Origin of the sequence: Wolbachia endosymbiont (group B) of Ischnura elegans (assembly GCF_947251585.1) — a bacterium.
GTDB lineage: Bacteria > Pseudomonadota > Alphaproteobacteria > Rickettsiales > Anaplasmataceae > Wolbachia.
Map to the genome: position 1 here is coordinate 2051028 of NZ_OX366371.1, position 14529 is coordinate 2065556.

Sequence of the window (14529 nt, forward strand, 5' to 3'; positions counted from 1 at the left end):
AAAATGCGTTAGTAACCATAAGCTTTTCTCCTTACAATAACCTCAACCAACACTAGCTATGCAACAAAGCCTATCTGGTTTACATTTATCGTTTGTTGCTGGTCTATTTTTTATAGTATTCCGTAATTTATTTGCAATATCTGAAACTTTGACTCTTAAATATAACACTAAAAAAATATCTGCATTCTTTACTATCTTGCCAACTACCTTTTATTTGTTGATTACCGGTATGCAAATTTCTGCTCAGCGTGCCTACATCATGGTGATCTTGGTACTTGTTGCAATAATCATAGAAAGGAAATATCGAGGATTAATAGCAATTGCGTTTGCTGCTTCGGTGATACTCATAGTGGAGCCAGAAGCAATCTTAAAGCCAGGTTTTCAAATGTCATTTTCTGCTGTTTTGGCACTAGTTGCCAGCTATCAGATCAATGCTAATAAGTTATTCAAAATAAAAATAATAAAATATTTTGTGTCGATAATGATCAGCTCAATAATAGCAAGTTTAGCAACTGTTCCGTACACAATATACAATTTTAACTATTTTTCAATCAGTGGCATTATCACAAATTTGATTGCTATACCAATAGTTACACTCATTATTATTCCACTTGGAATAATATATGTTTTATTGATTCCTTTAGGTACTCAGTGGATTATAACGCCTCTCATGGAACGCCCAATTGACAGCGTTTTATATATAACAAACGCAATTGCCAGTCTTCAGTATTTGGTTATTCCTATTCGCACTTTTCCTGCCTCATTAATTATTATAATAACGCTTGGGCTATTATGGTTATGCTTGTGGGAAAGGAATTGGCGTTTCTTTGGAATTTTCTTTATTGTGCTAGGTATTTTCTCTAGCGCTATGTATACAACTCCTGACATTCTAGTCAGTGCTGATAATCTTGCTGTAAAAGAAGATGACAATTTACTATATTCCCTTACTAGAAAAAACAGAAATTTTGTTGTCAAAACGTGGGCAAAGCAAAACGGGCAGAATCAAATTGTGAATCATACTAAATTCAGTAATTCAAACAAAAGGCTAAAATGTAATGATTATGACTGTACATATAATAAAGGAAATAATAAGTCAGTGTTGCTAGCTCATAAAAGAGAAGATATTTTAGAAAATTGTAACAATGTCGATCTAGTAATTCAGTTAAGCAAGTTTAACTATCCAGCTTGCAATACTAAAATCATCAAATACTCTGACTTAGAGGCATATGGCACACACTCTGTTTGGCTAGCAAATAGTGGCATAAAGGTTAGCAAAGTCCGTTCTAATCGTCCTTGGCATAAGCCAAAAACTTGTTTTTAAAGTATCATTTATATATAATTACTTAATTAGGATGCAAGGAAATTTATGCCTTTAGATACAACAAATCCTTTCAATGTTAAAGTAGATCATAATTTTGCCAAAATAGATGATGCTATTGGTTTTTTTCCTAGGTTATGGCGTGCAACAAAGAAATATTCTGTAAGTAACACTCTACCCATAGCGATTGTAAATATTTGGCTTCAATTTTCTTTGGCTTATGTAGCTGCAATAATAATAACCCATAATGATCTAAGGTTTATTACAGATATTTTTAACCCAACATTCATGCCAATTTACACTTTGGTTTCTATTATTCTTTTAACAACTTTTGTAGCCTCTTCTGCTATGAGATATATGCATAAGCAGGAGATAAAAGAAGGAGAAAAGTTGATAGAGGAATTAATAAATAATAAAATTAGAGGTGGCAAAGACAACGAGATGAGTGAAATCGCTGAAAATGCTCTGAAAATAGAGATAAAACCAAATTTAAGTCTTATAGATTCCAAAAAAGCAAACTTTTCAATAGTTTTGCCAATTTCTGAAAATCAGAAAAAAATATTAGATAATCAAATACAAGAGAATAAAAATAAGGCCATTTTTCTTACCATACCATATGTAATTAGTGCTGTAATTATAGTTGGTGCGTTAATACAAAATAGATTGAGCTTTGCCAATATTCAGGCTTTGGAATGGGTTCCAGTTGTACTGGCTAGTATCATTGCTATCGTTGGAATATGTATAACATTCAGCAAGCTAAAAACCAATGAGATAAACAATAATCATAATATTGTTAAAAAATTTAATAATTTAGATATTCTCTTTCCATGCAGAAGAGGTGGTTTTGTATCGGTAATGGAAAAAAAGACAAAAGATGAGGAAGAAAATGATCCAATATCTCGATTAATAAAATTACTAGATAAGCACTTGACTAATTTTACAGATAAAATTGTTGACTCATTTGATAAGCGCTTAGATGAAGCTAAAGATCTACTTGATAGCAAACTTCTAAAACCTGCAAATGATGAAATTCAAGAAACACTTGTTCATCTACAAGGAATTAGAGGAGACATCAAAAAAGATTTAGATAAGTTGCGTAAGGAAATGATGGTCATTTTAAGCGAAGCTAAAGAGCTGGCAAAAAGAACAAATTCACTAAAAATTGAAAGCATTTTTTCTAGTTTAGAGAATACTATTAAAATCGCTGAAGATAAGGTTGAGCGATTTGAACCAAGCAGATTAGTTGGCTTTTTTCAATCTGGAGAAAGAACAATTAGCGATGATCGTGAGTTCATAGATACATTGGAAAAACAAAAAGAAGAAGCGGAAAAGATAAAGAACGAATTAGAAGAAGAACTAAAAAAAGTAAAAGATGAGCTAGCAGAATTAAAGAATAAACAGACTCAATCAAATGAACCTAATAGCAGTGAAGGCAGTATTACTGCTACTTCTCTTGAAAAACAGCGAGATGAAGAGAAAAAAGCAATAGAAAAACATAGATTATTAAAATCAAAAAAAAGGATGAAAGAGCTGGAGCAAGAAAATGCAAAATTGGAAAAAGAATTATCTGAACAAGAAAAAATGGATGAATGGAGAAAAAAAGTTAACGGTAAAGCAAGTGACTTTCTATATTATTTATTAGAGTCTATTAAGCTAGAAGAAAAAGATAAAAAAGAAGAAAAGAGGGAGTTAACGCTACGGGATTTTGATAATAAAATAATAATTTACTGGAAAGATGGCTCTCAAACAATTTGCCATATTAAAAAACAAGACGGCCTTCAAATTCAACCTAGTACAAAAGTTGATTTTGTGAATCCAGATGTTCATGCAGCATTCAAAGTAGCTTGCGCAGGGTAGTGACCATAGATATAACCTTAAATGTTAATAGTGACGAAAAAAAATTAAGGCTAGATACTTACATAGCTAAAAAGTGTAACATATCACGCAGTAAAGCACAAAGATTGATACAAGATGAGCGGGTAACATTACTTGGCACGCCGATAATTAATAATGACCACATAGTAAAACCAGGTGAAGAGTATATAGTACATCTCGTTCAACCTGACATATCCACATCAATTGAACCTAACTATAATATAAAGCTTGATATCATCTACGAAGATGGGGACATTATAGTTCTGAGTAAACAAAGTAGATTAACAGTACACCCAGGTGCTGGAACAAACAATGATACAATCCTGGATGGCTTTGTTGCATAGCTAGTGTTGGTTGAGGTTATTGTAAGGAGAAAAGCTTATGGTTACTAACGCATTTTGTTGTAAAATAGGCATTTTTCAAACAAGTATAACTTATGCCACAAAAAATGAGAGTAAGTAACCAAAGAGAATATAATGAGTTTCTAAAAAAAAGAGGAAATGTTTTTCATTTTGTTAATCAAGCCATAGAAAATTGGTATGAAAATAGTCCAAAAGTTGCAGGTGGCAATAACACTTATAGTGATAAAGTTGTAATTTTAATACACATAATAGTTCATCTTTTTAGAATTGGCTTGAGACAAGCTGTAGGTTTTGTAAAAGGTTATATGGTACAAATAGGCAAAAAACTTAAGATTATCAGCTATACACAAGCTTCCAGAAGATTTAAAAAGCTTAATTTGAAGATTGATGACCATAGAAGCAATAAAGATGATCTGGAAAATGTTGAAATTGCCGTAGATAGCACTAGAGTTAGTATCTACAATAATAACGGTGGGCATAGTAAGCTTAATATTCGAAAAAGAAAATACAGTGGTTATGGTCAAGTAAGAAAATTACATGTTATTTTAAACATAAATGATAAGAAAGCAATAAGCATGAACTACACTAGTGGTGTTGCTGTAGACTATTTGCCGGTCTGCGATATGTTAGAAGAAGTCAGTGATAAATATAACATTTGTTCTATTCGAGCAGATGCGGCTTATGATATAAAAAGTGTGTATAAAGAATGCAGAAAATACAATATTGTGCCTATTATTCGCCCTAGGAAGGATACTAAAATTTGTTTAGCTGACTACTTATCAGAAAGAAACAAGTATATTAGTAGAATTAGGTCATATGAGAATTATGAAGATGGTATTAATGAATGGAAGAAAAAAGTTAAGTATGGAGCACGGTCTTATATTGAAGTCTTTTTCTATAGGTTGAAGCAAATATTTGGGTTTGGCTTGAAAAATAAATCAGAGGTAAATCGTGAAAAAGAGCTGTTAATTAAGTGCTACTTACTGAACAAATTTACTGATATTGGTATGGCTAAATTTAAATTAGCTGCGTAAGTTCATTGTGATTTACATGCCTATCAGTGCTATGCAACAAAGCCATCCTGAATGCAGTGATCGCTCACCTTGGCAAAATTCCATATATAAATACAAGACCAGGAATTGTTCACAGGCTTGATAAAGATACTAGTGGACTCATGGTAATTGCAAAAAATGAACAATCCCACAGCTTCTTGTCTGAACTGCTATCAAATCGTAAAATAAAACGGGAATACTTAGCAGTAATTTGGGGAGCATTACCTAATCTGCAAGGAACAGTAAAAACCCATATTGCTCCAAAACGCAGTAATAAAGAAATGATGTGTGTCACAAAAACAGCAGGTAAATTAGCAATCACTCATTATTCAGTGAAGAAAATTATAGGGCAAGCAAGCCTGGTTAAATGTACTTTAGAGACAGGCAGAACACACCAAATTCGAGTACACATGAGCTACATAGGACATTCTGTAGTTGGTGATCAAGTTTACGGAAAAAATAGTAGTAAAAGTGAAAAACATGCTAAAAACTCTGACTTTATCCGTAATTTCAATAGACAGGCACTACATGCTCACACGCTAGGCTTATATCATCCAAAAAGTAAAGAATATATAGAATTTGTTTCTGATTTACCACAAGACATGCAAGTCTTAATCGGTGAATTTGAAAATATATCTTAACAACATTCATATCAATATTATCATCCATGTTATCAAGAAGTTAATTAATGAGAGAAAAACTGCTGCACTACCTAGATCTTTCACTTTTTTTGAAAGTATATGTTGTTCACTGGAAATACGCTCAATTATTGTTTCAAAAGCAGTGTTAATAATTTCTACAATTAACACCAAAAATAGGCTACTTACCATTACTGCACGTTCTAAATTACTTACATCTAAAACAAACAAAGTTGAAACACATATTATAAAAAGCAGTAACTCCTGTCTGAACGCAACTTCTGATACAAAAGCTGATTTTATTCCTTCACAGGAGTATTGAATTGCTTTTATTAGACGAGTAATGCTTTTCTTCATTATCAATTTTGGAAACTCAATGAATTACACTTATTGCACTCAGGTAAAAAATGCATGAAAACACCTTTCAGTCGTGATCACTTACAAAGATTTTTAAGTTAAAGTCTAGCATATTGTTTGAATCAAGAAAATTAGTACAAAGCCTTTCAACAAACGCTCAAGGCAGTTATATATTGATACTGACACAAAAATCCTTTAATTAAATTTCTCTCTCCTTAGCTTACACGATCCTCATTTTGAAATAAGTAATAATTTATTATAGTCTTGATATTTAAATATTTTGTATCTGCTGTAATGATTTCACTTCCAATTTGCTATTCTTTACATATTGAATTGCAAGCGCTAACGCTTTACTCCCAGAAGCTGTGGTGCTATAAGCTATATTTTGCAAAATAGCAGTTCTCCTGATATCTTTGCTATCTGAGACTGACTTTACACCTTTTGAGGTATTGATCACTAGGTTTATTTTTCCATCTTTGAGCATATCAACTATGTGGGGTCTGCCTTCTCTCACTTTATTTACAGCTTTTGCAGCAATGCCGTTATTGTTCAGATGCAAAGCTGTGCCTTTGGTGGCATATATTTCAAAACTCAGTTCTTTCAACATTCGTACAACAGGCAATATATACTCTTTATCATCATCTTTTACTGAAACCAGAGCTGTTCCTTCTGTTGGTAACTTGTATCCTGCAGCCATGTGCACTTTTGCAAGTGCAGCTCCGAAAGATAAGTCAATTCCCATCACTTCTCCTGTTGATTTCATTTCAGGACCAAGTAAAGTGTCAATTCCCGAAAAACGCGTAAATGGAAAAACAGCAGCTTTAACTGCAAAATGATTGAAAGGCTTGTTTTCCTGATTCAATTTTTTACCCAAAATAACCTGAGTGGCAAGCTTTGCAATAGGAATATTGATTACCTTGGAAATAAAAGGAACTGTACGGCTAGCCCTTAAATTCACTTCAAGTATGTATACATCACTCTCTTGAACAGCAAACTGAATGTTTATCAGACCTTTCACTTTTAATGCTAATGCTATTCTCTCAGTTTGGAGCTCGATCTCTTTTATTACTTCGTCACTCAATGTATTTGTCGGTATTGAACATGTTGAATCGCCAGAGTGGATACCAGCTTCTTCAATATGCTCCATAACCGCTGCAATGAAAACTCTTTCCCCATCACATACAGCATCAACGTCAACCTCAACTGCATTGACTAAAAATTTATCAAGAAGCAGCGAACCATGCTCAAAGATTTTAGTGTGATTCAGGACGTACTCTTTGAAGCTATCAATATCATGCAAAATTGACATAGACTGACCACCAAGGACATAGGATGGCCTCACTACTAATGGAAACCCCACCTTTTCTGCGTTGATTAACGCTTCTTCCACTGAATGACAGATAGAATTTTCAGGTTGTTTTAAATTAAGTTGCAAAGCAAGATTTTTAAATCTCATGCGATCTTCTGCAAGGTCAATAGAATCAAAAGATGTACCCAAGATATTAAAACCTCTTTCGTTCAGCACTTTGGCTAATTTTAAAGGCGTTTGACCACCTATTTGAACTATTACACCAACTAGTGTGCCATTTTCTTGCTCTTTACTTAGTATTTCAAGCACATCCTCTGCAATGAGTGGTGCAAAATATAAACGATCAGCGGTATCATAATCAGTTGAAACGGTTTCGGGATTGCAGTTAATCATTATTGTTTCGTATCCCATTTCTTTGGTGGCAGAAACTGCATGAACGCATGCATAATCAAACTCAATACCTTGACCAATGCGATTTGGACCACTTCCTAAAATGACAACCTTTTCTCGGTCAGAAATGTCCGCTTCGCATTCTGTCCTGTTTGTAATGTCTCCCTCATAACATCCATACATATAAGCAGTGCTCGATTCAAATTCAGCTGCACAGGTATCTACACGTTTATAAACTGGATTAACACCAAATTTTTTCCTCATTGCTTCAATTTGCTCTGATGTCATTCCAGTGCGTGACACTGGAATCCACCTATTTTTTTCTTGGATCCCAGCTGGGATGACAGAGGTAGGTCTATTACTTAACTTTGCGAGCCTTGCATCTGAGAAGCCCATTTTTTTCAGCTCTAATATTTCATATGCAGTTTCAGGAAGGCCGTTTTCCTTGATTTTTTGTTCAGCTAATATAATTTGCTGTATATTTTGCAAAAACCATAAATCATAACCTGTAATCGAATTTATTTCTTCTATGCTAATTCCGTGGCGCATTGCTTCAGCAGCAATCAGTAATCTGTTTGGCAGCAATTTTGCTAACTGAGATTTAATATCTGTGTCTTCAGAAAACACTTCATCAAGTCCCATGAGCCCTGTTTCAAGTGAGCGAAAAGCTTTCTGCAGTGACTCATTAAAAGTACGGCCGATTGACATCACTTCTCCCACTGATTTCATGGAGGTTGATAATTCACAATTTGTCCCCTTAAATTTCTCAAACTCAAATCGAGGAATTTTAGTGACGATATAATCAATCACTGGTTCGAATGCTGCTGGTATTATTGGAGCACAGTCGTTACGTATTTCATCGAGCGAATAGCCAATAGCAAGTTTAGTGACAACTTTTGCAATAGGATAGCCTGTTGCTTTTGAGGCAAGTGCAGAAGAGCGAGAAACCCTTGGATTCATTTCAATTACAACGAGGCTTCCATCTTCTTTAGGATTCACTGCAAACTGAACATTTGCACCACCGGCACTAACATCAATTTCCCTCAGCACTGCTATAGATGCATTTCTCATTTGTTGATATTCAGCATCACGCAGAGTCAAAGCAGGAGCAACTGTGATACTATCTCCGGTGTGCACTCCCATTGGATCAACATTTTCTATTGAACACACTATTATACAGTTATCCTTGTAGTCACGGATAACTTCCATTTCATATTCCTTCCAGCCGATAATTGATTCATCTATCTGAACTTCATTTATTGGTGAAATTTTTAGAGCACTTTCTGTGATATTGAAAAACTCCTCTTTATTGTATGCTATGCCACTACCTGCGCCACCAAGAGTGAATGATGAACGGATGATTGCTGGTAATCCAATGTAATCCAAAGCCTTTTTTATTTGTTCTTGATTTTTTATAATGATACTTTTGGGGTATTTTAGCCCTATTTTATCCATGGATTGGCGAAATAATTCTCTATCTTCCGCTTTTTTTATTGCTTCTCTATTTACCCCTATTAATTCTACGTTGTATTTGTCTAACACTCCATCATCTGCAAGTTTTATTGCACAATTAAGTGCTGTTTGCCCTCCCATTGTTGGTAATATTGCGTCTGGCCTCTCCTTAATTATAATTTTTTCTATGATTTCAGGTAGTACCGGCTCAATATAAGTTGAATCAGAGAATTCAGGATCTGTCATTATAGTTGCGGGGTTGGAGTTAACCAAAATGACTTTATAACCTTCACTTTTTAATACTTTACAGCTTTGCGTTCCAGAATAATCAAACTCGCATGCCTGACCTATAACTATTGGGCCTGCTCCTATTACTAATATGGATTCTATATCTATGCGTTTTGGCATAATTACAATAACGATCTCTATTCAAGTAATGTTACCAATCTTTCCTGTATATGTGAATTTTTATTAAACCTATTAGCTAACTACTTTTAGGCTTGACGCATAACTGTACGAACATTGCAATTTGCGTGGCAGATTCCAGTGCTTGACACACAGCTGTACAAACATTCATTTTTGAAGGTAAATTGCACAGCAAATGATGTCATTCAAGTAGCTGACACTGGTTCCTTTATGACGGAAGTGCCCAGAGGTGTCATCCCAGTCTGGGATCCAGAAAACTTAACTTTAAATAAGTGGCCGCACAATAAAGACTAGATTCCAGACTGGAATGACACCATAGAGGCACTGGGATGACATCCTTCCTAGTGGACTCAAATCACAATGTTCATACAGTTGTGGGCTTAACGGTATCTTTGCAGATACTATGGTAATTTACTCGGGAGATTTGCTAAGTGGTAAGATTTGTCCTGATATGTTACAATCTTCAGAAGCAAGTTCCACAAATTTGTCTGTCAGTTTATCAGGTGGCACCAATTCAGATATATCTTTTCCCGGAAATGCTTGCTTATACATTTCACTATCGATAGGCCCTTCCGAATACACAGCATTTACGCACAAACTCGTATGTTTTGTCTCAGATGCATATATCTGCACCATGATTTCTAGTGCAACTTTACTTGCAGCATACGGCATCCAGTATGGATAAGAGGAAGGAGAAAGTGTCACTTCTGAGGTCATGAATATCACCCTTCCAGCATTAGATTTTTTTAGTATTGGATCTAAGTTTTTTAGTAAGTACCAACTGGCAGTAAAATTTGTATTCATTACGTGCTGTAGCTCTTCAACTTCATAGTCGTGAATGGGGTTCAGCTTTCCTAAAACTCCAGTACACGCAACTAATATATCAAGTGCTCCAGATTCTGATAATTTCAGGCTTTCTATCATGTTTGGCAGTACTTTTACGCTCTCAAAATCCAAAAGATCAAGCTGAATTAGTTTTACAGAGCCTTCTTTAAGCTCTTCAATTTCATTATATAGTGGTTTGAGGTGATCGATAGACCTTGAAATCAGAATCACACATGCACCTTCTTTTACAAATCTTTTTGCAACAGCAGAGCCTATTCCACCTGAAGCCCCGGTAATTAAAGCTACTTTACCTTCTAATTTACCCATTTCTTTCTCCTTAGCGAGATTCATTGAAACATTTTAGCTGAAAATTAAATTTTGCTCCATATATAAAAATCAAACTTAGCACATAAAAAAATAGTAACGACACCACCACACCACCTAAACTTCCATATATCAAATTCAGTTGGTCAAAGGAAGTTTTTAAGTATTGCTTGAAAACTGAAGCAGAGATCGTCCAAAGAATAACAGCCACACAAGATCCGGGAAATACGTCTGATAAGTTTTGTTTTATGTCTGGCAATGTAAAATATAGCCAAGATACTATAGTAAAAAGCACAAACTCAATAAGTAAATATCTAGTATAACTTAGCCCCTGGTAAGAAAAATCAATTAATATTGGCACTAATGTAAAAAACACTATAGTCAGAGTTGTAACAAGCGTAATTACTAAAAATTGTAATATACTGAGCACCCTTCTCCATATATAAGGCGATGAAACTGGAACTTTATAGGCCTTATTCAATATCGTTCTAAATCCTTCAATTGTCGATGAGGCAGTCCAAACAGCGCCTACAATTGCCAAGGTTAATAAGCTTTGCGGAGGGCCTGATATTATCTCCCTAATACGTGGCATCAAAGATGATAAAATATCCTGTGGCATGTTATCAATAATAAATGCCCAGCCGACATTGTATTGATCTAAGAAATTTGCGAACGTTGATGCCATGGCTATTAAAACAATAAGAAAAGGAAATATTGATAACAGGATTAAAAATGATAGATACCCTGCGTGCTCCACTCCATCATTATAAATTGTGTCAATTAAAGCACGATAAAGGCAATAAACGATACTATAAAATTTCTGTAGCACTTGTAATATAAATAAACTAAGAAAAGTATTCTAAATGAAATAAAGCATACCTTTAAGCAAAAAAATCCTCACCATTTACTTAAATTTAATCAAAATGATAGATAATCCAGCGTTAAATACGGAGGCATAATGAAAAACTTTCTTCTACTTGTAGCTTTAATTCTTTCCTTTGCATTTGATAATGCTTTTGCTGCTGCTGTTACTGATGATGCAACAACCAATACAATATGCAAAATAGTAGGCTATACTCACGGTATAGGCGGGCCTATGATTACAATAGTGATAATAGGTGCAGCTTTGCTGGCAATATTTGGCAGAATGCCATGGCCAGCGCTTTTTGCACTTGGTGCATTTACTGCTGTGTTTTTTGGTGCACCTGTAGTTGTTTCAAGAATAGTACCAGATGGTGTGATTTGTAAAAATGGTGCAACTGCTTGCCCTGATGGTAAAACATGGAATAAAGCAACAAATACATGCGCATAATAAGCATTAAAGCTTCAAAACATTAGCAAATGGTGCTTCTTTAAGGAGCACCATCATTGCACGAACTTGTGACTTAAGCCACCATAAAGGTGTTATTCGAGTAGTCCCTCCCCTGTCATCCCAGTGCTTGACACTGGGATGGCTTTGTTGCATAGCACCTTAAGCAGTGATGGTTTACGACAAATTTATGTAATGATTTCAAATTTAGCCATACCAATACCTAATTTAGAATCAAAATTCCTGGATTCCAGTAGGCTTTGTTGCATAGGTCAAATAAAAAGAACTGGCAGTTACTGACAAAATTCACTATAAGACAAGCATTTAACCTACTAAAGAAAAATATGCCACAAAAAATGAGAGTCAGTAACTGCCATGAATATAACAAATTTCTCCAAGAGAGGGGAAATATTTTTTATTACGTCAATGATGCCATAGAAAATTGGTACGAAAAAGGTCCAAAAATGGCTGGTGGCAACTATATTTATAGCGATAAGGTCGTGATTCTGGATGGCTTTGTTGCATAGCTAGTGTTGGTTGAGGTTATTGTAAGGAGAAAAGCTTATGGTTACTAACGCATTTTGTTGTAAAATAGGCATTTTTCAAACAAGTATAACTTATGCCACAAAAAATGAGAGTAAGTAACCAAAGAGAATATAATGAGTTTCTAAAAAAAAGAGGAAATGTTTTTCATTTTGTTAATCAAGCCATAGAAAATTGGTATGAAAATAGTCCAAAAGTTGCAGGTGGCAATAACACTTATAGTGATAAAGTTGTAATTTTAATACACATAATAGTTCATCTTTTTAGAATTGGCTTGAGACAAGCTGTAGGTTTTGTAAAAGGTTATATGGTACAAATAGGCAAAAAACTTAAGATTATCAGCTATACACAAGCTTCCAGAAGATTTAAAAAGCTTAATTTGAAGATTGATGACCATAGAAGCAATAAAGATGATCTGGAAAATGTTGAAATTGCCGTAGATAGCACTAGAGTTAGTATCTACAATAATAACGGTGGGCATAGTAAGCTTAATATTCGAAAAAGAAAATACAGTGGTTATGGTCAAGTAAGAAAATTACATGTTATTTTAAACATAAATGATAAGAAAGCAATAAGCATGAACTACACTAGTGGTGTTGCTGTAGACTATTTGCCGGTCTGCGATATGTTAGAAGAAGTCAGTGATAAATATAACATTTGTTCTATTCGAGCAGATGCGGCTTATGATATAAAAAGTGTGTATAAAGAATGCAGAAAATACAATATTGTGCCTATTATTCGCCCTAGGAAGGATACTAAAATTTGTTTAGCTGACTACTTATCAGAAAGAAACAAGTATATTAGTAGAATTAGGTCATATGAGAATTATGAAGATGGTATTAATGAATGGAAGAAAAAAGTTAAGTATGGAGCACGGTCTTATATTGAAGTCTTTTTCTATAGGTTGAAGCAAATATTTGGGTTTGGCTTGAAAAATAAATCAGAGGTAAATCGTGAAAAAGAGCTGTTAATTAAGTGCTACTTACTGAACAAATTTACTGATATTGGTATGGCTAAATTTAAATTAGCTGCGTAAGTTCATTGTGATTTACATGCCTATCAGTGCTATGCAACAAAGCCATTCTGGTTCACATAATAACTTATTTATTTAGAATAGGTCTGAGACAAACAGCGGGATTTATAGCAGGGTACCTTGAGCAAGTAAGGAAAAACTTGCAAGTTATTAGCTATTCCCAGGCCTCAAGAAGGCTTAAAAAACTTAACATCAAAATTAATGATCGAAGACATGATAAAAATAATACAGAAGATATTGAGATTGCCATAGATAGTACTGATCTACAATAATATTCCAGGTCATAGCAAGGCAAATGGTACAGATAGAAAGTATCGCCGCTATGAGCAAACAAGAAAACTGCATGTAATGCTAGAGATAGGTAGCAAAAAAGTTATAGCAGCAAAATACAGTGGCGGAGTTTATTCTGACCACTATGGAGCATGTGATCTTATTGCAAGGATTGATGTTAAATATAATATAAGCACACTATATGCAGACAGGGCATATAATCGAAAGAAGTTATACAAACTGTGCGATGAGCTTGACATAAAGACAAGGATTCCTCCGCAAAATAATTCAGTAGAGCATCCAAAGTTGGATTATATGGATGAGAGAAATTCTACAATCAAGCTCATAAAGTCATATGATGAAGATGGTATGAAGAGGTGGAAAAAAGAGATAAATTATGGGAAGAGATCTTATATAGAAAGTTTTTTCTCGCGACTGAAGCAAACATTTGGGTTTAGTTTTAGAAACAAATCTGAGGTTAATCGTGAGAGAGAACTGCTACTCAAGTGTTATTTGCTTAACAAATTTACTGATATAGGCATGGCTAAATTTGAGATAGCTTCATGAATTTATTCCACGTTACCTATTATCCGAAGAGTGATGCAACAAAGCCCACTGGGATCCAGGAAATTTGATTGGATATTAAGTTTATGAGCATAGAAGCAGTTAATTTTATGTTAAAACACAACATTTTTGATGAGGCTGTATTAAGAGATGGATCCCAGCGTCAGCTACTTGAATGACACCATTTGCTACGCAATTTACTTTCAAAAATGAATGCTCGTACAGCTGTGTGTCAGCTACTTACATAACACCTCTCGAAAATTACTTTAGCTACAAATATTAAAAAATTTACCAAGCAAAAAAAAAGCAAAAAAGTCCCCGTGTAACGAGTTTTAATAATTTAAATTGATAATGTGCTAACAAGCGTGATTTGGCTTAATGTAGAAAAAATTTAAAAAGCCGCTATAATTTTTATGTAATTTGCCAATAAATATTTGAGTTTTTTACTGATTTTTTGATTGAGCCTGCAGGTCAAAAATAAG

9 protein-coding genes and 5 pseudogenes are annotated in these 14529 nt (G+C 34.3%); 9 read left to right on the plus strand and 5 right to left on the minus strand.

The window, feature by feature from the left end; translation table 11 throughout:
* Nucleotides 1–67 precede the first annotated feature (67 nt).
* The 5 genes and pseudogenes from OPR58_RS10560 to OPR58_RS10580 form a co-directional block, all read left to right on the plus strand.
* Nucleotides 68–1321, plus strand: a pseudogene (locus OPR58_RS10560) (ComEC/Rec2 family competence protein); the annotation flags it as partial.
* Between the two features lie 45 nt (nucleotides 1322–1366).
* Entirely contained in the window at nucleotides 1367–3175 is a 1809-nt protein-coding gene (locus OPR58_RS10565) for a coiled-coil domain-containing protein (RefSeq protein ID WP_264682486.1), read from the plus strand.
* Nucleotides 3175–3534, plus strand: a pseudogene (locus tag OPR58_RS10570) (S4 domain-containing protein); the annotation flags it as partial. The gene OPR58_RS10565 and the pseudogene OPR58_RS10570, both read left to right, overlap by 1 nt.
* A gap of 95 nt (nucleotides 3535–3629) precedes the next feature.
* Nucleotides 3630–4589, plus strand: a complete 960-nt coding sequence (locus tag OPR58_RS10575; protein ID WP_265022212.1) for an IS5 family transposase — start codon at nucleotides 3630–3632, stop codon at nucleotides 4587–4589.
* 35 nt (nucleotides 4590–4624) lie between these two features.
* Nucleotides 4625–5248: pseudogene (locus OPR58_RS10580) on the plus strand (RluA family pseudouridine synthase); the annotation flags it as partial.
* Between the two features lie 6 nt (nucleotides 5249–5254).
* Here the strand turns inward: OPR58_RS10580 and OPR58_RS10585 are convergent.
* The 4 genes from OPR58_RS10585 to OPR58_RS10600 form a co-directional block, all read right to left on the minus strand.
* The gene (locus OPR58_RS10585; RefSeq protein WP_064085518.1) at nucleotides 5255–5602 is read right to left on the minus strand and encodes a diacylglycerol kinase; all 348 of its coding nucleotides are present in this window, start codon (nucleotides 5600–5602) and stop codon (nucleotides 5255–5257) included.
* Nucleotides 5603–5873: 271 nt separating this feature from the next.
* Complete coding sequence (gene carB, locus OPR58_RS10590) at nucleotides 5874–9161, minus strand: carbamoyl-phosphate synthase large subunit (protein ID WP_265022653.1); 3288 nt, start codon at nucleotides 9159–9161, stop codon at nucleotides 5874–5876.
* 429 nt (nucleotides 9162–9590) lie between these two features.
* Entirely contained in the window at nucleotides 9591–10355 is a 765-nt protein-coding gene (locus OPR58_RS10595; protein WP_265022654.1) for an SDR family NAD(P)-dependent oxidoreductase, read from the minus strand.
* Nucleotides 10342–11157 (minus strand): YihY/virulence factor BrkB family protein, encoded by an 816-nt coding sequence (locus OPR58_RS10600; RefSeq protein WP_265022655.1) that lies wholly within the window; start codon nucleotides 11155–11157, stop codon nucleotides 10342–10344. Before OPR58_RS10600 ends, OPR58_RS10595 begins: the two co-directional genes overlap by 14 nt.
* Before the next feature lie 129 nt (nucleotides 11158–11286).
* Here OPR58_RS10600 and OPR58_RS10605 point away from each other — a divergent pair, with 129 nt between their 5' ends.
* Nucleotides 11287–11640, plus strand: coding sequence for a TrbC/VirB2 family protein (locus OPR58_RS10605; RefSeq protein WP_265022656.1), 354 nt, complete (start codon nucleotides 11287–11289; stop codon nucleotides 11638–11640).
* Between the two features lie 6 nt (nucleotides 11641–11646).
* Here the strand turns inward: OPR58_RS10605 and OPR58_RS10610 are convergent, their stop codons facing one another.
* Nucleotides 11647–11793 (minus strand): hypothetical protein, encoded by a 147-nt coding sequence (locus OPR58_RS10610; RefSeq protein WP_265022657.1) that lies wholly within the window; start codon nucleotides 11791–11793, stop codon nucleotides 11647–11649.
* A 200-nt stretch (nucleotides 11794–11993) separates the two neighbouring features.
* Here OPR58_RS10610 and OPR58_RS10615 point away from each other — a divergent pair.
* From OPR58_RS10615 to OPR58_RS11455, 3 genes and pseudogenes are all read left to right on the plus strand, one after another.
* Nucleotides 11994–12146 (plus strand): annotated as a pseudogene (locus OPR58_RS10615) (IS5 family transposase); the annotation flags it as partial.
* Nucleotides 12147–12256: 110 nt separating this feature from the next.
* Complete coding sequence (locus tag OPR58_RS10620) at nucleotides 12257–13216, plus strand: IS5 family transposase (RefSeq protein ID WP_265022212.1); 960 nt, start codon at nucleotides 12257–12259, stop codon at nucleotides 13214–13216.
* A 44-nt stretch (nucleotides 13217–13260) separates the two neighbouring features.
* Nucleotides 13261–14050, plus strand: a pseudogene (locus tag OPR58_RS11455) (IS5 family transposase); the annotation flags it as partial.
* Nucleotides 14051–14529 lie beyond the last annotated feature (479 nt).